The following is a 23808-nucleotide window of genomic DNA, read 5'->3' on the forward strand; positions in this document are numbered from 1 at the left end:
GCTGAGCCACTTCCCGTTATGGCGCGCCCGAGAGGAGTCGAACCCCTAACCTCTTGATCCGTAGTCAAACGCTCTATCCAATTGAGCTACGGGCGCTTATTCATGATGTTTTTTCTTCGTCGTCTTTTGGCGACTCAATCATCTTATCATACTACATTTTCAAATGCAAGTACTTTTTTAAAAAGATTTTTTGATGCGGCCGAGAGGACTTGAACCTCCACGGGGTTTCCCCCACTAGGCCCTCAACCTAGCGCGTCTGCCGTTCCGCCACGACCGCGCGGAAAAAACAAAAGTGAGCCATGAAGGATTCGAACCTTCGACCCTCTGATTAAAAGTCAGATGCTCTACCAACTGAGCTAATGGCTCGTAAATGGCTGGGCTAGCTGGATTCGAACCAGCGCATGACGGAGTCAAAGTCCGTTGCCTTACCGCTTGGCTATAGCCCATCGAAATACTTATCTTCTTTTCAAAGACAAATGTTATTGTACCATAATGTCCAATAAAAAACAACTGCCATATAGCAGAAGTTAAAATGGCGGTCCCGACCGGGGTCGAACCGGCGATCTCCTGCGTGACAGGCAGGCATGTTAACCACTACACCACGGGACCATTTGGTTGCGGGGACAGGATTTGAACCTGCGACCTTCGGGTTATGAGCCCGACGAGCTACCGTACTGCTCCACCCCGCGATAATATTACTTATATAATTTATATGGTGGAGGATGACGGGATCGAACCGCCGACCCCCTGCTTGTAAGGCAGGTGCTCTCCCAGCTGAGCTAATCCTCCGAAGTGGTGACCCGTACGGGATTCGAACCCGTGTTACCGCCGTGAAAGGGCGGTGTCTTAACCACTTGACCAACGGGCCAATATGTATGGCAGAGAAGAAGGGATTCGAACCCTCGCACCGCGTTAGCGATCTACTCCCTTAGCAGGGGAGCCCCTTGAGCCACTTGGGTACTTCTCTGTATGGCTCCGCAGGTAGGACTCGAACCTACGACCGATCGGTTAACAGCCGATAGCTCTACCACTGAGCTACTGCGGAATAATGAAGACAATTTGTATCTTATAAAAATTATCACCGTAAGTCAAGAAGTTTTTTCACAACATCTTGTGCAAACGTGACATGTTTATAATATACTGGATTGCGTTTTCACTGTCAAGATGTTTTCACTACCAGTTTTAGTTGCCCTTTACACTTTCCACATACATATCTTTGTGTATTTATTTGACGCCTTCTTACATATTGAAGTGAGCATCCCGTACATTCATACGTATAAACTTTTGTTTCCTTCTTCTCTTCATTAATCATTCGTTTACAAAAACGGGGTGCCCCTACCTTCTTTAATAACTCACGAAAATCTCTATCTCGGTGCTTATACCCTTTTCCTGTGATATGTAGGTGATAATGACAAAGTTCATGTTTAACAATCCCGACTAAATCTTCTTTGCCATACATTTCGTAATATCGATAATTCAGTTCTATATTATGAGTATTCAATAGATAGCGCCCACCAGTTGCACGTAACCTACTATTAAACATCGCTTTATGTAAAAACGGCATCCCAAAGTATTGTAACGATACCTCTTCCACTAACCTCTGAATTTCTTGCTCATCCATTCCTCATTCCTCCTAAACAAAAAAATATTTTTACACTTTTCTCCCTTCCTATACATATATTAAATAGTACATATACCCATCCTCATTCAAGAAGCGTGATTTCTAAAAATAAAGCATTGATAGAAATCCACTCACCAACCTCTCATCAATATTTCTTTAACTAATTAAGAAGAGATGTTTGAGAGCAGGATTAAACAAGGAGGGATTCCTATGCCTACATGGCTAAAGAAACAAATGCAACGTGCATACTTCGAAAAAAACCGGTATCAAATCAAATTACTAAATGAATGCTGGTTTTATTATAGTAAAATACATCAAAGCTCATAATCAACGAAACTTTCCTATCCATAAAAAGAGAGCAGTTTCATCTGCTCTCTTTACTTACTATTCAATTGGTAACATCGATAATGCAACACGACCTTTTTTCGTATCAATATCATCTACCCATACTTTTACAATTTGCCCTACGGATACAACATCTAACGGATGCTTTACAAACTGTTTGCTGATTTTAGAAATATGCACTAAGCCATCTTGCTTTACACCTATATCAACAAAGGCACCGAAATCAACAACATTACGAACCGTTCCCTCTAACTCCATACCACGCTTTAAATCTTCTAATTTCAAAATTCCTTTTTTCAGAAGTGGTTTTGGCAACTCATCCCTCATATCTCGTTCTGGACTAATTAAAGCATCGATAATATCAACCAAAGTCGGCTCGCCAATCTCCGTCTCTTGAGATAATTTAGAAACATCTACTCCCTCTAAACTCTTCTGCAAGTTCGATTTACCTACATCATTCTTTGATAATCCTAGACTTTTTAATAGCAATTCAACATTTTTATATTGTTCTGGATGAATCCCTGTGCGATCTAACGGATTCGCCCCTTCTAATATACGTAAAAATCCAATACATTGTTCATATGTTTTCGCACCTAAACGAGGAATTTTCTTTAATTCAGTACGCTTCGTAAATTTCCCATCTTCCTCACGCTTAGCTACAATATTTTTTGCAACTGTTTTTGATAATCCCGAAACATATTGTAACAATGCAACTGAAGCTGTATTTACATTAACACCAACTTGGTTAACAGCTGTCTCTACCACAAATGTTAACGATTCATTTAATCTTTTTTGTGATACATCATGTTGATATTGTCCTACCCCTACAGATTTAGGGTCAATTTTCACTAGCTCAGCAAGCGGATCTTGTAGACGTCTCCCAATAGAAACGGCACTTCTTTCTTCAACCTGTAAATCCGGGAACTCCTCACGAGCTAAATCAGATGCTGAATATACACTAGCACCCGCTTCATTTACAATAATATAAAATACATCACGTTTTACACTTTGTAGTACATCTACTATAAATTCTTCCGTTTCTCTGGAAGCTGTACCATTTCCAATTGCTATCATTTCAACTTGATATTTATCTATAATTGAAAGAACTTTCTTTTTTGCATCCTCATATTTACGAACAGGTGGATGCGGATAAATAACATCTATGTTAAGAACTTTCCCTGTATCATCTACTACTGATAATTTACAACCTGTTCTATATGCCGGATCTACCGCTAGCACAACTTTCCCTTTCATTGGAGGCTGTAATAATAAATTACGTAAATTCTCAGAGAAAATATGAATCGCTTGTTCTTCAGCGATTTCTGTTAATTCTTTACGAATTTCTCTTTCTATTGAAGGTTGGATTAATCGTTTATATCCATCTTCAATCGCTAATTGTACATAGTGCGCACTTTTAGAAACTTCATCACGAATCATTTTTTTATGTAAAAACTGATTAATTTCCTCAGTCGGTGTAACAACAGAAACTCTTAATACATCTTCCTTTTCACCACGATTCATCGCTAACACTCGATGAGGCACTATTTTTTGCAACGGCTCTTCATAGTCATAATACATTTCGTATATATTCTTTTCATCTTTTTCTTTATCTTTTACAGATGAAGACATAATCCCTTTTCGGAAAGTAGTATTCCGAATCCAACTACGATATGACGCATTATCCGAAACAAGTTCCGCAATAATATCTTGCGCACCCTGCAACGCATCTTCTGCAGATTCCACTTCTTTTTCTACATCAACAAATTCCATAGCCTTCTCTGCTGGATTTTCTTTTTTATATAACAATAGCCACTCAGCTAACGGTTCTAATCCCTTTTCTTTAGCGATTGTAGCTTTCGTTCTTCTTTTTTCTTTATAAGGACGATATAAATCTTCTACTTCCTGAAGTTTTGTTGCAGCAACAATATGACGACGCAATTCTTCGGTTAGTTTCCCTTTTTCACCAATAAGACGAAGAACCTCTTCTTTCCTATCTTCTAGTTGCATCATATATTGCCATCTTTCTAAGATTGCACGAATTTGCACCTCATCTAGAGATCCTGTCCATTCTTTTCGGTAACGAGCGATAAATGGAACTGTGTTACCTTCTTCTGTTAATTGAATAACATGACGAACTTGCTTTTCTGTAAAGCCTAATTCTTTCACTAACATTTTCATTAACCCTTGTCGATTATCTACCATTTCCATATCCAACCGTAACCTCCTCTATAATAAAAAAAAGTTGCCCTGTAAAGAGAGCAACTTAAACTGCCGATTTAAAAATCTATTAGTCCTAAACTAATTTGTAACGCTTCATCTACACGACTCATCATCACTTCATCCAAATGAGTGATTTTGTCCGTTAAGCGTTGCTTATCGATTGTTCGAATCTGCTCAAGTAAAATAACAGAATCTCTCTCAAAACCGTACTTTTTCGCATCAATTTCCACATGAGTGGGTAATTTCGCTTTTTGAATCTGTGCAGTAATAGCCGCTACAATCACAGTCGGACTAAAACGATTTCCGATGTCATTTTGAATGACAAGAACCGGACGAACGCCTCCTTGCTCAGAACCAACAACTGGGGAAAGGTCTGCAAAATACACGTCGCCGCGTTTTACAATCAAAATATTACCCCCCGCTAACTAAGCGTTCTACTGTATGAGCTGCTTCATACTCTGCTAAGAAAGCTTCAGATGCAATACCAAGATTAATTTTTCCCATTTCAATATACCCACGTCGCATTGATTCATGTTGGTAGCGTTTCTTCGTCTTATGTTGACGCAATAACAGTTGTGTTGCCTGGCAAATTAGTTCATGGCGATTCTTATTCTCTTGTTTTCCAATTCCGTCCAATTCCGTTACCATTTGCTTTGGCAACCGAACCACGATTTCAGTAGTTACACTTGATTCGGACACAAAAATACACCTCCACCGTCAACTACACACCCAAATATATATATGACACCTATTGTAATAATACCATTGTATGGAGCCTGTTGCAAAGACTTCCTTATTCCTTGCTTATGTTTTCCAATTCATAAATAAAACATTCATCTTCTTTTACTTTTTATCTCTTTCAAACAAGAAATAAAGCAATCCTTCAGTAATATTTCATTGTAACTTATATTAATAACAATTATAAAAAGAAGCTCTCCAGCGAAAAAGAGCCTATTCTTTATTAGTGAAACTCCTCCAAATGACGAGATGCTGAGTAATAATACCTTCTTCTATATATTGTTCAAATAATTGATTACTTCTACAATTTTACCATGTCGTATAAATATTCTCGGTACACGGAAGCTTATCGTTGCGATAATTTCATAATTAATAGTCCCGGAATATTCAGCAACCTCGGTAGCACTAATATACTCATCACCTTGGCTTCCAATGAGTGTAACTTTCGTACCAAGTGGCACTTCACAAGGCAGATGTATCATGAATTGATCCATTGTTACTCGCCCTACAATCGGTACCCTTTCACCATTTACAAGCACTTCAAATCCTTGCAATCTTCTAAGCCAGCCATCTGCATACCCAATCGCAACTGTCGCAATCCATTCTTCGGTTTTCGTTCGGTATGTGACATTATAACTAATCCCATCCCCTTTAATCACTTGCTTAATATGAGCAACTTTCGTATGAAGTGACAACGCCGGTTCCAATTTAAATGGTAAAAAAGGACGTATTTCTACAGATGGGGATAGTCCATACATCGCAATACCAATTCGCACTGCATTAAATGTAATCCCTTGAAACCTTAACGTTGCAGCACTATTGGCTGTATGGACAAATTTAGGGTTCACTCCAAATTCTTTCAACCAACTTAACTGCTGCAAGAACGTATTATATTGCTTATCAAAGTAAGAAGTCTCAACCTCATCGGATGTTGCAAAATGTGTATATACTCCTTCTAACTCTAAAAATGGCGCGCCTTCTAAACTCTTTAAGAACCCCTTTAATTCTTTGCACTCGCGTATTCCGATTCTCCCCATACCACTATCAAAATTAATATGGAATTTCATTATTGATGAACCATCCCAGAGCTTTATCGCGTCTTCTACCCATTCTTTTTGAAAAACAGTTAATGCTACATCATTTTCAGCAGCAACATTTACATCACGGGGAGGGGAAGGACCTAATACTAAAATCGGTGCAGTAATACCAGCCCTCCGAAGTACTAAAGCTTCATCTAAAAAAGCAACTGCTAATCTTGTTGCCCCTGCTTCTAATGCGGTTTTAGCTACCGGTACATAATCGTGCCCATATGCATTCGCTTTAACTACAGCAAAAATTTCTACATCACTTGGAATGAACTCTTTAATATGCGTAACATTGTTATAGATCGCATCTAAATCCACTTCCACCCAAGTGTCACGGTAAAACGGTGCTTCTTCCATAAATACACTTCCTTATACACGATATGCGAAGCTTATTCTTTTATATGCTTCTTTTTATGAAATCCACCTTCAAACTAAGAAAAGACGTGGTGCACATATATCACCACGTCTAAGAAGTTTACTTCACCTGCTTCGCTGTAACCGATCGAGCAACCATCAATAACTCATTCGGCTCTAAACCTTTAGACACGAGCATATATTCTACTCCATTATGCGACCATGTTACAGAATCTTTCGTCAATGCACCAATCGTGAAGCCAAGGTCAACTGGCTCTCCACTTACACTTACCGCTGATGAAGCCTCTGCAACTTTTGCCTTTTCTTGTATTAAAGTAAAAGATTTCTTACCTCCAGTATATGTGAGTATCGTACGCTTGCCACTGGCTGTCTTCAACTCTTCTTCCTCTTTCAACGTCATACCTTGCGGCGTGTCACGTGGATACAAAATAGCAAACGGTTTGTCTTCTTTCGCTGTTGTTTGAACATCTACTTGTGCTCTGGACATATTTTGTTTCGTATCAAATGCACCTTTATCAAACTTTGTATCAAACTTTACTTTAGTGAAATCTACTTTTACAAGGACATTTTGATCATTATCCATCAGCTTCACGGAAACTGGCGTTAAATCACTCTTCTTCAATGTAATCTCTTGTTTCGGTAACATATTTTGATGTTGATAGTTTGTTTTTGTTTTGAAAATATAATACTTATCTGTTTTCTCGAAAGTAAGGTTTTTCTTATCCTGCAAAATATCTCTCACAAGTGATTCATATAGGTAAGCCTGGCTACTATTTTGCGGCCAATCACTTTGAAAACGGAAGCTCTTATTAAGCGCAGGTGTTAATACAAATACGCCTTCATCATTTCTTAAAATAATTTGACTCTGATCCTTTTTCGCATTCTTTAAATTCACACGATAATACGAAGGTTCTTTATGCCAAATTTCTACACTATACTCCTGTGGCTCATTTCCTGTTTTAATAGATAATTTCGCTTCAGCTTGATAACTCTTCATACCTTTAACTTTTGCCTCTAAATCTCTCACAACATCTTCCTGTTTCTTTTCCATACAGCCCGCCAACACAAAAACGGTCAATAAACCGATGAGAACTAAAAACAGACGCCTTTTCATCACTTCAGCCCCTTTGCCCCTATAAATGAATGGAAGATATGCCTTCCTTATCGCTACCTCAAATATATGAGACAAAGATATAAAATATGCAGACTAGCGTGACGAGCTTTCTAAAACAACTTGGCTAACAGCAAATTCTTTACTATGGCTAATTGATAAATGAACAATATGCTCTGTATTTGCAATAAGAATCGGCTTACCTCTATCATCATTTCTTACTTCTATATCTAAAAAACTAACTTCTTTCCCAATTCCAGTCCCTACCGCCTTAGAATACGCTTCTTTTGCTGCAAATCTTCCTGCCACAAATTCTGTAAGACGACTTCCTTTCAGCTCCTTGGCAACATTACGTTCACTTTCAGTTAAAATACGTTCCATAAATTTAAGCTTTCCATCTAGCATTTTTTCAATTCGATTCAATTCAATAATATCGATTCCAATCCCTACAATCATTTCAAAATCCCCTTCTTCTATTTAGCTTTCTGCATTCATATTGTAAGAATAACAGAGAATCTTTCTGATGCAAAAGGAGTGATACTAACAACATGCTAATACCATCTACTCGTATGCTATTACAACCAGTCATCCTCTCTTTACTTCTTATACAATTAGTCACGATTATATTGGGTGACTTTTCCCTCTTTCACATGGCAGCCTACAATGAATATATCGCTAAAGGAGAATGGTGGCGTGTCATAACTTCCCTACTTGTACACGTAGACTTACAACATTTTCTTTCCAATAGTATTTGTTTATTTGTTCTTGGTTCTTCTATTGAAAAACAACTAGGACATTTTTCTTTCATCATTATTTTTTTCCTTTCTGGCATTATCGGCAATATTTCTTCTTATATTATTATGCCTCTTGAATATATTCACGCCGGAGCATCTGGTGGTATTTTCGGATTACTAGGCGCACAATTATTTTTATTGTATAGTCGGTATCGTTCTTCAAAACCAAGGGACATCGCTATTTTTTCAATCATGATACTTCTATTACTGCTATTTACTTTCTTTAATCCTTCTGCCAATCCTATAAGCCATTTAACCGGCTTAATAATCGGCGGCATTTGCACCCCTTTTTTAATAAAGTGAAACTTTAATCAGTGGGGGTTTTACGGGCAGCCCACAAATAGCGGGACAAAAAAATCGATGGTGCAGAGCTCATTTAATATAGAAGCTCGCACCATCGATAATTTCCACCTCTGTTTGTTTACTTAACTCTCTCATTAATTGAAATAAAGACTCATCCTTCTTCTTTGCCTCAATCATACAATCAATTTGCGGAACACTCCCCTTTATCTTTTTCAAAAAAGATAAGAAGGTATCTACATCAATAAAATCCGCATGTGCTCTCGGATCCTTTTCATCTCTAGGACTAGAGATGTGCATTTTAACTGGTAACAAAGACGATTCCCACGTATGTACAACACGTGCCCAATCTTCATGCCAATCTTCCTTGTCATTATTCATCATATGATGATGCAAATCAAACACGACTGGAATATCTAATTTCTCTCCTAAATACAATGTTTCTTCTAAAGAAAAAGTCGTATCATCATTTTCTAATATAATCATCTCTTGAATACCTCTTGGAACGGTTGACCAATTTTCTATAAAGCGTTCTAATGCGAGCTCCTTATCGTTATAACCTCCTCCCACATGTAATACACATCGTTGCTTATGTTCAATTCCCATACCCTTTAACAATTTTTTGTGCATCTGCAATGTCTTTACAGATTGTTTGAAAATACTCTCCTCGGGTGAATTTAGTACAACAAAGTGATCCGGATGGAAATCAATTCGCATATTCATACGAATAGCGTACTCACCTAGTACTTTTAAATTTTCTTTTAAGGGGCGAATATAGTTCCACTCTAATAACTCCTCATGATTCGCTAAAGGAATAAGCTTGGAACTAAGCCGAAAGAAAGATATATCATGCCCTTTATTATGCTTTAATAATCGTAAACAATTTTCCAAATTCGAATTAGCAATTCTTTCGAGCTTACGAATCGCAGCCTCTCGATCATCAATCCGCTGAAACTGTGCATATGTCATCGTTTGAGATGGAGATGCATTCTTCAAATGTACACTCATCGCAACATACCCGAGTCTTACAAGCATATGGCACCCCTTTTCTATACGAGTTATTATGTAGTATGCACAATTACAGAAATAAAAAAAGAGAATGCCAGCAAAGGGCATTCTCTTTTTTTATTAAGCTTGTGGACGGCTATGATGTTTTCTTTCGCCGCGTCCATTTGAAGAAGATCCAGGGCGACCTTGACCTTCACCTCTACGACCACGGTTACCATCACGGCTACCAGCATCACGATTGCGATCACGGTTACGGCCATCGCCACCGCCGCGTCCGTCACGATTGCGATCACGGTTACGACCATCGCCACCGCCGCGTCCGTCACGACTACGATTACGGTTACCATCACGGTATCCGCCTCCGTTACCACCGCGTTTTTTAGAACCGCCACCTCTTGAAACAACTGGTGGTTCTGATGTTAAAGCGATTGGAGTTGTGTCCGGCTCTTTTGTCATCATTTTTAAAGCAGCAGCTACTACAGTTACAGAGTCATTCTCTTCTAACATTTCTTCTGCAATACGCTTGTAGTATGATAAGTTATCATTTTCAATTGTGCTTTGAAGTTTTTCAGCGATTAAACGTTGTTGACCTTCTAATGCCTCGTCAAGTGTCGGTGCTTCCATACGGTCAACCTTACGGTTTGTTGTACGCTCGATATTTTTTAATTGTCCTGATTCACGTGGTGTTACAAATAACATTGCAATACCTTTTTTACCTGCACGGCCAGTACGACCGATACGGTGAACGTATGATTCTGGATCTTGTGGGATATCGAAGTTGTATACGTGTGTTACGCCTGAAATATCAAGACCACGTGCAGCAACGTCCGTTGCAACAAGAACTTCAATAGCACCTTCTTTAAATTTACGTAATACAGACATACGTTTCGCTTGTGTTAAATCACCATGAATACCTTCTGCTGCATAACCACGTAAGTTTAATGCTTCTGATAATTCATCAACACGACGCTTTGTACGACCGAATACGATTGCAAGCTCTGGAGATTGAATATCTAGTAAGCGTGTTAACACGTCAAACTTTTTCTTTTCTTGCACTTCTAAATAGAACTGCTGAATGTTTGGCATTGTTACTTCTTTTGCTTTTACTTTAATGTGTTGAGGCTCAGTCATGAAGCGCTCAGCAATACGACGGATTGGATCTGGCATTGTCGCTGAGAATAATAATGTTTGATGTGTTTCTGGCACATCTGTTAAAATCGCTTCAATATCTTCAATGAAGCCCATGTTTAACATTTCATCCGCTTCATCAAGAACAACAGTCTCAACGTTTTGTAAACGAAGTGTTTTACGGTTAATATGATCTAAAATACGACCCGGCGTACCAACAATAATGTGTGGGTGTTTTTTTAGAGCACGAATTTGGCGGTTAATATCTTGACCACCGTAAATTGGTAAAATACGAACACGTTTATGTTTACCAATTTTGTATAGCTCTTCTCCAACTTGGATTGCTAATTCACGCGTTGGCGCGATAACAATACCTTGAACTGCTTCTTTACGAGTATCTACTTTATCTAATAGCGGTAATCCAAATGCTGCTGTTTTCCCTGTACCTGTTTGCGCTTGCCCAATAATATCTTTACCTTGCAATGCATGTGGGATTGTTTCAGCTTGAATCGGCGTAGCCTCTTCAAAGCCCATACTTTCAACAGATTGCAATAAAGATTCACTTAATCCTAATTCTCGAAATGTTGTCAATGTTACTTCTCCTTTTCTATCCTATACTTATCATTTAAAAAAAGGCATTTTCCGAATTGGCGGAAAAGCCCTTTTCCTGAATGCTCACGTATATAAACGGGCGTATTTCTACACGAAAATACTTCTAAACGTTATTACACTTTATCAATTATAAGTTTTGTATGTGCAAAAAGCAAACCCAACTGTTACCTTATTTTCATATTCAGAGCTTTTTTCTTCACTTTTATTTTTTTATATTTACTGTAAGCGCTTATTATAAGTTTCCTCTATTTTCGTAACTATCATCCCTGTTTATATACACCAATTATTTCAACATCGTAATTACTTCTTCTAATTTCATGCCACGAGATGCTTTTACTAATACAACATCTTTCACATCAACCACTGCTTGTAACTCTTTTACTAGCTCTTCTTTATTATCATACGCCTTTACACGTTCATTAGGGAAGTTAATTTTCGCTCCTTCAGCAATTTGAGCCCCTAATCTACCATATGTGAATACATATGAAATTTTTGCTGGGTCGATTAATTTACCTACCTCATAATGGAATTGTACTTCTTGATCACCAAGTTCTAGCATATCACCAAGTACAACAATTTTTTTAGCAAATCCATCTAAACCATTCATTAGGTGGAACGCTGCTTCCATAGCCGTTGGACTTGCATTATAAGCATCATTGATCATTGTTAAACCACTATTTGTTTTTACAATTTCCATACGCATGCCTGTCATTTGAAGTGTTACTAAACCCTTTTTCATTTCTTCCCACGTTACACCAAAATGTTTCGCAATTGCCATTGAAGCAAGTGTATTATACACATTATGTTTCCCTAACACTGGTATATAGAATGAAATATTTTCTTCTCTATTCATTTTAAAATGCGTTCCAGTTGCCTGTAATGTTACAGTAGTTGGATAATAATCATTTGCTCTCGCATCACCAAATGTAACTGTTTCAGCTGCTAAATTCATTTCTGGGACACGATTCGTTAATAATGGCTCATCTCCATTGTATACGAATACTCCACCTTCTTGTAAGCCTGTAACAATTTCTAACTTCGCTTCTGCAATTGCCTCACGAGAGCCTAAATCCATTAAATGCGCCTCACCAATATTCGTGATAATAGCTGCATTAGGACGAGCTAACTTAGATAGGAATTCAATTTCTCCGCGGCTTGACATACCCATTTCTAATACAGCTACTTCTGTATTTTCTTCTAGGTTTAAAATAGTAAGAGGTAAACCGATATGATTATTGAAATTACCTTCTGTTTTTTGAACTTTAAATTTAGTTGCAAGAAGACTCGTTACAATATCTTTCGTAGACGTTTTACCGTTACTACCTGTTACACCAACAACTTTAACATCCAGTTGATCGCGATAGTTTTTCGCTAACGTTTGTAACGCTGATAGCGTATCCTCTACAAAAATAACAGGAAGATTCTCAGGCGGATTTGCTACACCTTTCATCCACAATGTAGCAACAGCTCCACTTTCAACAGCTCTATCTACAAAAGCATGTCCATCGAAACGTTCACCTTGAATCGGAACATATAAGTTTCCCTTTTCAATTTTTCTCGTATCAATAGACACTCCTTTTATAGTAATCCCCTCATACTGCTTTGCTAATCCAGTACCATTTATCATCTGTTCTACTTGTTTTAACGTTCGGTTTATCATATAGAAACACTCCTTACATAGAGGAAGCACTATTCCTTCGAATAGTGCTTCCTCCTTTTTTGTTAGATTGTATATTTAATTTTTTGTTTTTCTTCGTGACGCTCAATTGCTAAATTAATTAGCTCTTCAATTAATTCTGGATACGGTAATCCAGTATGTTGCCATAATAAAGGGAACATACTAAACGGCGTAAATCCTGGCATTGTGTTCACTTCGTTAATATATACTTCTCCGTCTTTCGTTAAGAAGAAATCAGCTCGTGTTAAGCCAGCACCATCTAATGATTGGAATGCAACGATTGCATCTCGCTTAATTACATCAGACTCTTCTTCTGTCATTTCAGCTGGAATAATTAGTGCTGTATCACCATCGATGTATTTCGACTTATAATCATAGAAGTCCTTTTTCGGTACGATTTCACCTACAACTGAACATTTTGGCTCATCATTACCTAATACACCAACTTCTACTTCACGCCCAACAATATTTTCTTCTACAATAATTTTGCGGTCAAATTGGAATGCCTCTTCGAATGCATTCTCAAGCTCTTCACGATCTTTACACTTATTAATACCAACACTTGAACCAAGGTTTGCTGGTTTTACGAAGCAAGGATATCCTAATACTTCTTCTACTTTTTCATACGCTGTTTCACGATCTTTTTCCCATGCGCTACGAATGAAAGATGCATATTTCGCTTGTTTTAAACCAGCTTCTGCAAAGATATTTTTCATAACGACTTTATCCATCCCAGCAGATGATGCTAATACACCGTTACCTACATATGGAATGTTTAGTAATTCTAATAACCCTTGTACTGTTCCATCTTCACCATTCGGTCCATGTAATAATGGGAAAATAACATCAATTACATCTTCTTGTTTAGAATTTGCAGTTGGAATAATTTCTGTACTTAATGATACCGGAGAAATTGTATTTTCTTCCCCACTCATTTGTAATGCCTCAACATTTTTTACTTCGCCTTCAATACGCTCTCCACGCATCCATTGGCCTTGTTCTGTAATATAAATTGGATGAATCTCGAATTTATCTTGATTTAATGCTTTAATAGCAGCAAGAGCCGTTTGTAACGAAACTTGATGCTCAGCTGATTTTCCACCGTATAATAAACCTAATTTAATTTTTGTCACTGAAATCACCCTAACCAATTGTTTTCATTTTTCTATTTTAGCACTTTTTATAAAAATAGGTAGTTCCTATTTGAAATAAAATGTAACTTCCACAAATAATTAAAAGACACCACTTATTGGTTTTCTACACTTTTCCTCTTTAATTTTCTACACACCTAAACAAAATTAAACTTTACAGTAAGATTGCTATCTAATCTGGTTATGTACCTAAAATATGTAGAAATCCACTTTTTGTGTATGTCATCTATATTACCCTACCATTTGTGGAGAATGAAAAAAGCACTGATTAAAGTTTCATTTTATTAAGAAGACTGTTTTGTAAGCGTATCTTTTTGCCTCTGCTCAACAAGACGATCTAAAGAAACATATACAAAGCCTGCAACTACACACCCTACACTTAAAATTGTAAATAAGTAGTGACCAAGTAAACGATCCAATAGAAAACCACCAAGAAGTGGACCGAATGCACTTCCTGTAATCCACTGCAAACTCGCCGCCCCCATATAGGTTCCTCTCAAATGCTCAGGGGCCAAATTCGCTACAAACGTCATCTGTACAGGCGACATAATCATCTCGCCTAACGTATATATGGCATAAACAAACATTAACGTCATTAAAATAATTGTGGCATTTGTATCAAATTCTCCAAACCACTTCGGTAACCACCCTATAAAAAACAAACCAATTCCGAACAAACACGCACCGTATAACATCGTCTTTCCAACAGGTTTATCTGTCGCCCATTTTGAAATTTGAAATTGAAATAAAACAACTAGTAGACCATTTAATGCCATTAAATATGGGTATGGATTGTTGACTCCAAAAATATCCTTCATTTCGTTATCAAAGTGAAGCGGTAACATGCCTTCTGTTTGAGAGAACCCCATAGAAATAATGATCCCCGCTAACAAATAAATCATTAACGCCTTATCTCTCATTAAAATTTTCCAAACTGATCCAGATTCCTTCTCTTTATTTTTTTCCGTCATATCCGTAATTTTTGGCATTGTTTCTTTAATAAGTACTAACACTAGTAGCGCATAAAACAACATAGCGGATGAAGCAATAATAAACACGAGGTTCTTTGATAAAACAACTACCGATGCTCCCATTATCGGTCCAATTGCAGCGCCAATATTGTGTCCCATTCGCAATAAACCATATGCTTCTGTTCTTTTTTCTGGCGCCGTCACATCTGCAACCATCGCTGATGCCGCTGGGTGAAATAGCGAATTACTTAACCCTAAAAAAATAGATAAAATGGCATATGGAATAAATCCTTCTATAAATAAAAAACCGAGCATTAGTAATGCATTACTCGCCATTGAAAATATCATAATTGGCTTTCTTCCATATATATCAGCTATTCTTCCGCCTATAAGCGAACCAAAACTTGCAGCTATTGGAGAAAGCGCCATAATGATTCCAACTTGTAATAAAGAATCTACCTTATCTTTTAAATATAGTGCAAAAAAAGGCATTAACATCATCATCGCAATTCCGTTCAATGTCTCACCGATAAATCGAATCCATACGTTACGATCCATCTCTCTTAGCTCACGCCATGTATTTTTCATAAATTCCCCCTTAGTTCCCCAACAATTATATTATATATAATTAGAAAAATGTAAATTTTCAAACACAAAAATCCAACCACAACAATCCCTGTCGAAATAAGTAGAAATTCTTCTGAATATGCACGATCTTTATCACCCTTTCTATATATCTTTCTATAACTTTTTTTGGTATTATTATACATGTCGATTCCATAAAAGAGGCATGCTCCCTTAGTGAGCATGCCTCTTTTTACTTATTTCACAGTATATGAACCCTCTTCAATCCAGCTATACATATATTTTTCATCTTCCGTCTCATGTGCTTGTTTTACAATACGAAGCGGACGGAATGTATCTATCATAACAGCCAGTTCAAGTGTCTCTTTCTTCCCTATACTCGCTTCTGTTTTCCCTGGATGTGGCCCATGCGGGATCCCGCTTGGATGAAGCGTAATAGAACCTTCTTCTACACCTTTTCGGCTCATAAAATTACCTTCTACATAGTACAGTACTTCATCACTATTCACATTACTATGATAATATGGTGCCGGAATAGATTCTGGATGATAATCGTATAAACGCGGTACGAAAGAGCAAATAACGAAATTATGTCCTTCAAATGTTTGATGTACTGGCGGTGGCTGATGAATGCGACCTGTGATCGGTTCAAAGTCCTCTACATTAAAGACCCATGGATATAAATACCCATCCCATCCAACAACATCTAACGGATGGTGCCCTAACACATGCTTGTGCATATAACCTCTCGACTTTGTCATTACAACAAACTCACCTTTGTCATCATATGTCTCCAATTTTTCCGGACCACGAATATCCCTTTCACAAAACGGACTATGTTCTAACAATTGCCCATATTCATTGCGATAGCGACTTGGTGTTGTAATTTGGCTATTTGCCTCTACAACAAGAAACTTAGTCTCTCCCTCATCTGGAATAACACGATAAATCGTTCCAATTGGAATTGTTACATAATCACCTTTTCTATAGTGAATCGTTCCAAACATCGTTTCAATTTTTCCTGTTCCATAATGAACAAATAACATTTCATCGCCATCACCATTACGGTAAAAATAATCCATTTTTTCTGTTGGACTCACTACTCCAATTAATAAATCCTCATTCCCAAGCATAAAGTTTCTTCCGCTTACTGCATCACCAGTTTTTTTATTTTCTTTCGTACGGAAGTGGCGATGAGCAAGAGCAACATCTTCTTCATACTGCAACTGACAAGAATGAGATAATGCCGCATGCCCTACTTCTGTTGGCATATAATGATGATACAAAATAGACTGGGTACCAGAGAAACCTTTTGTCCCCATTACCTGTTCACGATAAAGTGATCCATCTTTTTTACGAAATTGTACATGTCGTTTATGAGGTAGCTCCCCCATGTGACGATAAAACATGCCCATCACCTGCTTCCATTTCTTTTTTGATCGTATTACGTAACGTACCTAAACCAGTAATCGACAGTTCTACAACATCTCCATCTTGTAGCCACTCTTCTGTACCAAGTTCTAAAATACATCCTGTCCCTACTGTTCCAGAACCAATCACATCTCCTGGATATAACGTAACGTCTTCCGAAGCACGCTCAATCATTTCAGCGAATGTATAATAAATATCTTGGAAATTTCCTTTTGATAACAGTTGCCCATTTACATGAGCAGTCATCTCTAAATCATAACGATCACCATTACGATAAACTTCTAATTCCTCTTTCGTAACGAGATACGCTCCTAATGAAGTTGCAAAATCTTTTCCTTTTGCTGGACCGAGTCCCACTTTCATTTCTGTTGCTTGTAAGTCCCTTGCACTCCAGTCGTTCATAATGCAGTAACCAAAAATATATTCCTCTGCTTGTTCACGAGAAATGTTTCGTCCTTCTTTCCCAATTACGCAAGCAATCTCTAACTCATAATCAAGCTTTTTAGACTTCTTCGGACCAATAACAAAATCATCTGGCCCAATAACAGCACGATGGTTCGTAAAATAAAAAACCGGGATATCGTACCATTCAGGTACAACATCTAGCCCTCTTCGTCCGCGGGCTGTTTTTACATGCTGTTCAAATGCATAAAAATCTCGAATGCTACTCGGGTTAGGAATTACCGCTGCTAATTGTACTTCCCCTAAAGAATATATACCCTTTTCAGGATTCTTAATATTACGCAATACTTCTGCATACTCATCCGCTTTCTCTAAAAAGGCGAACATAGAAGAAGGTAATTTTCCATCACTCGCAAGATTCATATCGATTACTTTGTCACCTTCAAGCCATCCAGCTCGCATTTCTTTCGAAGGAAGACGAAATGTAACAAATTTCATCATGATTCCTCCCTATGAAAATGAAATTTCCACCAGCAAAAGAATTCTTGCTGGTGGATACAAATTTTATAAATTTCCGCGACGCTCTTGTTCTCTTTCAATTGATTCAAATAATGCTTTAAAGTTTCCTTCACCAAATCCACGAGAACCTTTACGTTGGATGATTTCAATAAATAAAGTTGGACGGTCTACAATTGGTTTCGTAAAGATTTGTAATAAATAACCTTCTTCGTCACGGTCTACTAGAATCTTCAATTCTTTTAATTTATCAATTTCTTCATCAATTTTCCCCACTCGCGCAGTTAACTCATCGTAATACGTATCCGGCGTATCTAAAAACTCAACACCATTCGCACGAAGTACTTCAATTGTTTTTACAATGTCACTTGTTAATAAAGCGAGATGCTGTACACCCGCTCCATTATAGAATTCAAGATATTCTTGAATTTGTGATTTTCTCTTTCCATCTGCTGGTTCGTTAATAGGGAACTTAATACGACTTCCATTCGTCATAACTTTTGACATTAACGCCGAATACTCTGTACTAATATCATCATCGTCGAAATGGATCATTTGTTTAAAGCCCATAACATTCTCGTAATAACTAACCCACTCTTCCATTTTCTCAACGTTACCAACTACATGGTCTACAGCAATTAAACCAGACTCTTCAAATGGAATATTAAACTCAACCTTTTGGAATCCTGGCATAAATGTTCCTTTATAATTTTTACGCTCTACAAGCGTGTGAATTGTATCACCATACGTACCAATAACCGCTTTTTTCAATGTACCGTCCTCATCTGTTAACTCCTCAGGTGGAGCAATCGCAACAGCGCCACGCTTCACAGCTTCCGAGTATGCTTTGTCAACATCGTCAACAAGTAAAGCAACATCTTTTACACCATCACCATGTGTCTTTACAAATTCTGCGATACGATTATCGCTGCTTAAAGCTCCAGACACAACAAAACGCATATTTTTTTGCACAAGAACATAAGATACCTTTTCACGGTTTCCTGTTTCTAATCCAGAATAAGCTACAATTTTGAATCCAAATGCTCTCGCAAGATAATAACTTGATTGTTTTGCATTCCCTACGTAAAACTCCAAATGATCTACATCACGTACCGGAAAAAAATCCTCCATTTGTGCAGCTAGCGTATCCATAGATTTTTGTTTCATAATATCTTCATCCCCCTGTAAATAGATTAAATGGTCCATACTTAAAACCAATCGAAAACGCTTCCAACATCAATTAATAGAAATTAGTTAGCAAGCTAACAAATTCTGACTTTTAAAATTTTCTATCTTTTCTGTCAAATTCCTCTTTTTTTCTTACATATAAAATTCGACTTTTTTCTCCTTAAAATAAAGTGAAACTTTAATCAACGGGGGTTTTCATCGCCACTGGATTATTAGCCCACACCAATCGGGCTTTTACGTGATAAAGGAAGACCATTAATACTTAGAGGGATATATAGAAGAAAAACAAAAAAGACTCCAACATATTAACTACTTACTAATACGTTAGAGTCTTTATTTTTTTTGAATGATTGTATTTATATTTCTCATACTAATATATTTGCAAGGAATAGAATAAATGATGTTAATACTACCGCTCCACCTAATGATCCTAATAAATCTGTTTTTGTTACTTGTAACACTTGTTCACTGTTCATATTCCTCATTCTCCTTTCATTTTGTATGATTTAAAACTTCTATTATACTAATACACTTGATAGAAATACGATTAATGCTGTTAATACTACCGCTCCACTTGCTGATCCTACGAAGTCACCTTTTGTTACTTGTAATACTTGCTCTTTCATATCTTTCATTCTCCCTTCTTTTTCTTTTATTACAAAACTTCTATTACACTAATACGCTTGATAGAAATACGATTAATGCTGTTAATACTACCGCTCCACTTGCTGATCCTACGAAGTCACCTTTTGTTACTTGTAATACTTGCTCTTTCATATCTTTCATTCTCCCTTCTTTTTCTTTTATTACAAAACTTCTATTACACTAATACGCTTGATAGAAATACGATTAATGCTGTTAATACTACCGCTCCACTTGCTGATCCTACGAAATCACCTTTTGTTACGTTTAATACTTGCTCGTTGTTCATAATTTTCATTCTCCCTTCTCTTATTTTGTTACAAAACTTCTATTATACTAATACGCTTGATAGAAATACGATTAATGCTGTTAATACTACCGCTCCACTTGCTGATCCTACGAAGTCACCTTTTGTTACTTGTAATACTTGCTCGTTATTCATAATTTTCATTCTCCCTTCTCCTATTTTTGTTACAAAACTTCTATTATACTAATACGCTTGATAGAAATACGATTAATGCTGTTAATACTACTGCTCCGCTTGCTGATCCTACGAAATCACCTTTTGTTACTTGTAATACTTGCTCTTTCATATCATTTATCCTCCCTTTGAATAAGTTTTCTATATGTAATTTCTAAGAAATGTTTTTTTCATAGTTTTTATGTTATCGTTACATTAAAGTTGATAACGTAACGTTTGTAACACTAATGTAACATAACTATTATTACGTTGCAATATAATTACGTAAATTTTATTACATTTTTTTTACGTTTTTTTATAAACACCATTAAAAACCCTGTTTTAATGCATTTTCTACTACGTTCACGTTTGTAACATTCATGTAATATTACAGTCATAAAACGAAATATAACCATATCCCTTTCTACTTTTGTTACAAATCAAGGTGAATCTTTAATAAGTAAGGCTGAATCTACTAGGTTTTCACTGGCTGGTACACTGTAGGATAAAATACTATCTTTCCAAGATAAGTTTATATGTTTCCTCTATATAACTATGTATAATAAAAACAAAGAGGTGGTCATTTTGAAATTAATCGCACTAGATATGGATGGTACACTACTATCATCTAATCTTGAAATCTCCAAAGAGAACTTACAAGCTATCCAAACCGCAAAAGAAGCTGGTCATATTGTAATGATTTGTTCTGGCCGCGCGAAAGAGGATGCTTTGAAATTATTGGAAGAATATAAACTATCTCTTCCAGTTGGAGCAAGCAATGGGGCAATTGTTTACGTGGATGGAAAAGTAATTAACTCGCGTTGTTTACAAAACGATAAAGTATACAAGCTTGCAAAATTACTAGAAGCTGAAGGTTTTCCATATAAGCTATATACAAATAAAGGGGTTTACTCTCCTTATACATGGCAAGATCAAGTGATGCAGGCATTCGAAGAAAATAAGCATGCGCTAGATGTTACACTTGAGGAACTTGAAAGAATTACAGAAAAACAAAAGAAATCAAACTTAATTACTGATTTCCAAAAAATCGAAGACGTTGTAAACAATCAAGAACTAGAAATATCTAAATTCTTCATTTTAACGTTCAATGCAGGTCATCGCGCACAGCTATTAAGCATGTTACAAGAAGATACGGATATTTCAGTTACCGCATCAGCTCCTACTAATGTAGAAATTATGGATAAGCATGGTCATAAAGGGAACGGCCTACAAGAAATGGCAGCTTATTTCAATATACCAATTGAAGATACTGTTGCAATCGGTGACAACTTTAATGATGTGCCAATGCTACAAGTAGCTGGCTTATCAGTTGCAATGGGTAATGCTGAAGAAGATGTTAAAAAATTATGTGACGTTGTTACATTAACAAATAATGAAAACGGTGTTGCTCATGCAATTGAGCAATTTGTATTAAAACAAACTTCATCAAGTAAATAAAAAAAGGACTCTTTCACATTTTGAAAGAGTCCTTTTCTTTTACACATGATGACAAGCAACAAAATGATCTTCACCAACATTACGAAATTCTGGTACAGTCGTTTTACAAACATCTGTAGCAAATGGGCAACGTGTATGAAAACGGCAACCTGATGGTGGATTTGCAGGACTTGGAATATCCCCTTCTAGAATAATCCGTTCTCGCTTAACTGTTGGATCCGGTATCGGCACAGCAGATAACAACGCCTTTGTATACGGATGAAGTGGATTAGCAAATAGTTCATCACGTGGTGCTTTTTCCACAATAGTTCCTAAATACATAATTCCAATTTTCGTACATAAGTGCTCCACAACACTTAAATCATGTGAAATGAATAGATAGGATAATCCCTTTTTCTCCTGTAATTCACTAAATAGATTAATGATTTGCGCTTGAATAGATACATCTAATGCCGCAACAGGCTCATCAGCTACAATAAATTCTGGATCTAATACCATCGCCCTTGCAATAACGATACGTTGACGTTGCCCACCGGAAAACTCATGAGGGTACCGGTCAATATGATACGGCGCTAAACCACATAACTCCAATACTTCTATCACCTTTTCACGGACATTTTCTTTCGTCGCTAGCCCGTGAGCCAACATTGGCTCACCAAGTGCTTCTCCAATTCTCATTCTAGGATTTAATGAGCTAAATGGATCTTGGAACACGAGCTGCATATTAGGACGGTGCTTTCTCAGCTCCTCTTTTGATAAAGCATGAACATCTTGACCTTTAAACTTCACTTCACCTTCTGTTTTTTGAACGAGACGGAGAATTGTTTTCCCTATCGTCGTCTTCCCACTTCCAGACTCTCCTACTAGGCCAAACACTTCTCCTTTATCAATTGTAAAGCTTACCCCATCTACCGCTTTCACATGTCCAATCGTTCTACTAAATACGCCGCCCTTAATCGGAAAATACGTTTTTAAGTTCTTCACTTCTAATAATGGTTCACTCATTGCCCAGCACGCTCCTCATATAACCAACAAGCTACTTTATGATCCTCGTCATGCACATTAAGATTTGGCACTTCATTTTTGCATATTTCCATGCAATGTTCACAGCGACCACTAAAGTAGCAAAACTCATCTAAGCCAACCAAATTAGGAACTTGCCCTGGAATAGAATAAAGTTTATCTGTTCGTTGCCCCATTACTGGTTTTGATTTTAGTAGCCCTTGCGTATATGGATGTTTCGGATTTTGAAAGATCTCTAGTACCGGTGCCTCTTCAATAACTTTTCCACCATACATAACGACAACATAATCGGCCATTTCCGCTACAACACCTAGATCATGTGTAATTAATAAGATAGACGTTTTAAATTCCTCTTTTACTTGTCTTAATAAGTCTAATATTTGCGCTTGAATCGTAACATCAAGAGCTGTTGTCGGTTCATCTGCAATTAATAACTTTGGATTACAACTAAGTGCAACAGCAATCATAATACGTTGTAACATTCCACCGCTCAGCTCATGCGGATAAGAATGGACAATTTCATCAGCACGAGCTATACCGACTTTACGAATTAATTCAATTGCCTTTTTATATGCTTCGTTTTTACTAAGTAGTTCATGCTCTCTTAACGTCTCAACAATTTGCTCCCCAACGGTGAAGACTGGATTAAGCGATGTCATCGGTTCTTGGAAAATCATCGCGATATCATTTCCTCTTAAACTACGAAGTTCTTTCTCTTTCATTCCTAAAAGGCTTTTTCCTTCATAAAGAATATCGCCACCAACGATGCCGCCAGATTCAGCAATAAGTCCCATAATAGATAAGGCCGTTACACTTTTCCCACAACCTGATTCGCCTACTACACAAACTGTTTCACCTTCTCGAACTGAAAAGCTAACATGATTGACAGCCTTTACTGTACCTTCTTCTGTCTGAAAGTGTGTTTGTAAATCCTTTAGCTCTACTACTGCTTTACTCACGCTTCCT

Annotated in this window: 26 protein-coding genes and 11 tRNA genes (1 of these 37 only partly in view); 3 read left to right on the plus strand and 34 right to left on the minus strand. The window is 37.1% G+C overall.

What is annotated here, in order from left to right; all coding sequences use genetic code 11:
- From SJY24_RS29105 to SJY24_RS29160, 12 genes are all read right to left on the minus strand, one after another.
- Nucleotides 1–16: transfer RNA gene (locus tag SJY24_RS29105), tRNA-Pro, on the minus strand (it extends 61 nt beyond the left edge of the window).
- 3 nt (nt 17–19) lie between these two features.
- Nucleotides 20–96 (minus strand) — tRNA-Arg (locus SJY24_RS29110).
- A gap of 98 nt (nt 97–194) precedes the next feature.
- Nucleotides 195–277 (minus strand) — tRNA-Leu (locus SJY24_RS29115).
- Nucleotides 278–293: 16 nt separating this feature from the next.
- A tRNA-Lys gene (locus SJY24_RS29120) sits at nt 294–366 on the minus strand.
- 5 nt (nt 367–371) lie between these two features.
- Nucleotides 372–446, minus strand: a tRNA-Gln gene (locus SJY24_RS29125).
- 87 nt (nt 447–533) lie between these two features.
- Nucleotides 534–609: transfer RNA gene (locus SJY24_RS29130), tRNA-Asp, on the minus strand.
- A 3-nt stretch (nt 610–612) separates the two neighbouring features.
- Nucleotides 613–689 (minus strand) — tRNA-Met (locus SJY24_RS29135).
- A 24-nt stretch (nt 690–713) separates the two neighbouring features.
- Nucleotides 714–789: transfer RNA gene (locus tag SJY24_RS29140), tRNA-Val, on the minus strand.
- A 4-nt stretch (nt 790–793) separates the two neighbouring features.
- Nucleotides 794–868 (minus strand) — tRNA-Glu (locus tag SJY24_RS29145).
- A gap of 8 nt (nt 869–876) precedes the next feature.
- Nucleotides 877–967, minus strand: a tRNA-Ser gene (locus SJY24_RS29150).
- A 3-nt stretch (nt 968–970) separates the two neighbouring features.
- Nucleotides 971–1045, minus strand: a tRNA-Asn gene (locus SJY24_RS29155).
- Nucleotides 1046–1159: 114 nt separating this feature from the next.
- A complete protein-coding gene (locus SJY24_RS29160; protein WP_377867108.1) occupies nt 1160–1621 on the minus strand; it encodes a SprT family protein in 462 nt (153 codons plus the stop codon).
- 210 nt (nt 1622–1831) lie between these two features.
- Between SJY24_RS29160 and cmpA the strand changes: the two genes are divergently transcribed.
- A complete protein-coding gene (gene cmpA, locus SJY24_RS29165) occupies nt 1832–1948 on the plus strand; it encodes a cortex morphogenetic protein CmpA (protein WP_001143642.1) in 117 nt (38 codons plus the stop codon).
- Between the two features lie 57 nt (nt 1949–2005).
- Here cmpA and SJY24_RS29170 read toward each other — a convergent pair whose 3' ends face one another.
- From SJY24_RS29170 to acpS, 6 genes are all read right to left on the minus strand, one after another.
- A complete protein-coding gene (locus SJY24_RS29170) occupies nt 2006–4174 on the minus strand; it encodes a Tex family protein (protein WP_377867320.1) in 2169 nt (722 codons plus the stop codon).
- Between the two features lie 68 nt (nt 4175–4242).
- The gene (gene ndoA, locus SJY24_RS29175; protein ID WP_000635965.1) at nt 4243–4593 is read right to left on the minus strand and encodes a type II toxin-antitoxin system endoribonuclease NdoA; all 351 of its coding nucleotides are present in this window, start codon (nt 4591–4593) and stop codon (nt 4243–4245) included.
- Between the two features lie 4 nt (nt 4594–4597).
- Complete coding sequence (locus SJY24_RS29180; protein ID WP_000004570.1) at nt 4598–4885, minus strand: antitoxin EndoAI; 288 nt, start codon at nt 4883–4885, stop codon at nt 4598–4600.
- Nucleotides 4886–5196: 311 nt separating this feature from the next.
- Nucleotides 5197–6366 carry an alanine racemase gene (gene alr, locus SJY24_RS29185; protein ID WP_377867109.1) on the minus strand — a complete coding sequence of 390 codons (1170 nt, stop codon included), beginning with the start codon at nt 6364–6366 and terminating at the stop codon, nt 5197–5199.
- Between the two features lie 118 nt (nt 6367–6484).
- A complete protein-coding gene (locus tag SJY24_RS29190) occupies nt 6485–7435 on the minus strand; it encodes a LolA family protein (protein WP_002100392.1) in 951 nt (316 codons plus the stop codon).
- 156 nt (nt 7436–7591) lie between these two features.
- Nucleotides 7592–7951 carry a holo-ACP synthase gene (gene acpS, locus SJY24_RS29195; RefSeq protein WP_000635042.1) on the minus strand — a complete coding sequence of 120 codons (360 nt, stop codon included), beginning with the start codon at nt 7949–7951 and terminating at the stop codon, nt 7592–7594.
- Nucleotides 7952–8043: 92 nt separating this feature from the next.
- Between acpS and SJY24_RS29200 the strand changes: the two genes are divergently transcribed.
- Nucleotides 8044–8592 (plus strand): rhomboid family intramembrane serine protease, encoded by a 549-nt coding sequence (locus tag SJY24_RS29200; protein ID WP_377867111.1) that lies wholly within the window; start codon nt 8044–8046, stop codon nt 8590–8592.
- A 69-nt stretch (nt 8593–8661) separates the two neighbouring features.
- Here SJY24_RS29200 and uvsE read toward each other — a convergent pair whose 3' ends face one another.
- The 14 genes from uvsE to SJY24_RS29270 all read right to left on the minus strand — a co-directional run bounded on the left by uvsE (nt 8662) and on the right by SJY24_RS29270 (nt 20503).
- Nucleotides 8662–9624 carry a UV DNA damage repair endonuclease UvsE gene (gene uvsE, locus SJY24_RS29205; protein ID WP_377867113.1) on the minus strand — a complete coding sequence of 321 codons (963 nt, stop codon included), beginning with the start codon at nt 9622–9624 and terminating at the stop codon, nt 8662–8664.
- A gap of 93 nt (nt 9625–9717) precedes the next feature.
- Nucleotides 9718–11316 (minus strand): degradosome RNA helicase CshA, encoded by a 1599-nt coding sequence (cshA, locus tag SJY24_RS29210; RefSeq protein ID WP_377867114.1) that lies wholly within the window; start codon nt 11314–11316, stop codon nt 9718–9720.
- Nucleotides 11317–11620: 304 nt separating this feature from the next.
- Nucleotides 11621–12997, minus strand: a complete 1377-nt coding sequence (murF, locus tag SJY24_RS29215) for a UDP-N-acetylmuramoyl-tripeptide--D-alanyl-D-alanine ligase (RefSeq protein ID WP_377867115.1) — start codon at nt 12995–12997, stop codon at nt 11621–11623.
- 62 nt (nt 12998–13059) lie between these two features.
- Complete coding sequence (locus tag SJY24_RS29220) at nt 13060–14148, minus strand: D-alanine--D-alanine ligase (protein WP_377867116.1); 1089 nt, start codon at nt 14146–14148, stop codon at nt 13060–13062.
- 302 nt (nt 14149–14450) lie between these two features.
- Complete coding sequence (locus tag SJY24_RS29225; protein WP_377867117.1) at nt 14451–15725, minus strand: MDR family MFS transporter; 1275 nt, start codon at nt 15723–15725, stop codon at nt 14451–14453.
- Nucleotides 15726–15958: 233 nt separating this feature from the next.
- Complete coding sequence (locus tag SJY24_RS29230; RefSeq protein WP_098501236.1) at nt 15959–17131, minus strand: homogentisate 1,2-dioxygenase; 1173 nt, start codon at nt 17129–17131, stop codon at nt 15959–15961.
- Nucleotides 17097–18053: a fumarylacetoacetate hydrolase family protein gene (locus tag SJY24_RS29235; protein WP_377867118.1), complete on the minus strand. Its 957-nt coding sequence runs from the start codon at nt 18051–18053 to the stop codon at nt 17097–17099. Before SJY24_RS29235 ends, SJY24_RS29230 begins: the two co-directional genes overlap by 35 nt.
- A 66-nt stretch (nt 18054–18119) precedes the next feature.
- The gene (gene hppD, locus SJY24_RS29240; RefSeq protein WP_377867119.1) at nt 18120–19238 is read right to left on the minus strand and encodes a 4-hydroxyphenylpyruvate dioxygenase; all 1119 of its coding nucleotides are present in this window, start codon (nt 19236–19238) and stop codon (nt 18120–18122) included.
- A gap of 386 nt (nt 19239–19624) precedes the next feature.
- Nucleotides 19625–19735 carry a DUF3948 family protein gene (locus tag SJY24_RS29245; protein WP_001083699.1) on the minus strand — a complete coding sequence of 37 codons (111 nt, stop codon included), beginning with the start codon at nt 19733–19735 and terminating at the stop codon, nt 19625–19627.
- A 42-nt stretch (nt 19736–19777) separates the two neighbouring features.
- A complete protein-coding gene (locus SJY24_RS29250) occupies nt 19778–19885 on the minus strand; it encodes a DUF3948 family protein (RefSeq protein ID WP_000664237.1) in 108 nt (35 codons plus the stop codon).
- A 43-nt stretch (nt 19886–19928) separates the two neighbouring features.
- Complete coding sequence (locus SJY24_RS29255; protein WP_000654250.1) at nt 19929–20045, minus strand: DUF3948 family protein; 117 nt, start codon at nt 20043–20045, stop codon at nt 19929–19931.
- A gap of 34 nt (nt 20046–20079) precedes the next feature.
- Nucleotides 20080–20190 carry a DUF3948 family protein gene (locus tag SJY24_RS29260; RefSeq protein ID WP_001058533.1) on the minus strand — a complete coding sequence of 37 codons (111 nt, stop codon included), beginning with the start codon at nt 20188–20190 and terminating at the stop codon, nt 20080–20082.
- 42 nt (nt 20191–20232) lie between these two features.
- Complete coding sequence (locus tag SJY24_RS29265) at nt 20233–20343, minus strand: DUF3948 family protein (RefSeq protein WP_001058534.1); 111 nt, start codon at nt 20341–20343, stop codon at nt 20233–20235.
- Nucleotides 20344–20386: 43 nt separating this feature from the next.
- On the minus strand, nt 20387–20503 hold the full coding sequence (locus SJY24_RS29270; protein WP_025988984.1) for a DUF3948 family protein: 117 nt from the start codon (nt 20501–20503) through the stop codon (nt 20387–20389).
- 443 nt (nt 20504–20946) lie between these two features.
- Here SJY24_RS29270 and SJY24_RS29275 point away from each other — a divergent pair, with 443 nt between their 5' ends.
- A complete protein-coding gene (locus tag SJY24_RS29275; protein WP_377867120.1) occupies nt 20947–21819 on the plus strand; it encodes a Cof-type HAD-IIB family hydrolase in 873 nt (290 codons plus the stop codon).
- 39 nt (nt 21820–21858) lie between these two features.
- On the opposite strand, the gene SJY24_RS29280 is transcribed toward SJY24_RS29275, so the two are convergent.
- Nucleotides 21859–22824 (minus strand): ABC transporter ATP-binding protein, encoded by a 966-nt coding sequence (locus tag SJY24_RS29280; protein ID WP_377867121.1) that lies wholly within the window; start codon nt 22822–22824, stop codon nt 21859–21861.
- Nucleotides 22821–23801: an ABC transporter ATP-binding protein gene (locus SJY24_RS29285; protein WP_377867122.1), complete on the minus strand. Its 981-nt coding sequence runs from the start codon at nt 23799–23801 to the stop codon at nt 22821–22823. The genes SJY24_RS29280 and SJY24_RS29285 overlap by 4 nt, the downstream gene beginning before the upstream one ends.
- Nucleotides 23802–23808: the final 7 nt, after the last annotated feature.

The organism is Bacillus sp. R86525, assembly GCF_042466195.1.
Taxonomy (GTDB): Bacteria; Bacillota; Bacilli; order Bacillales; family Bacillaceae_G; genus Bacillus_A; species Bacillus_A nitratireducens.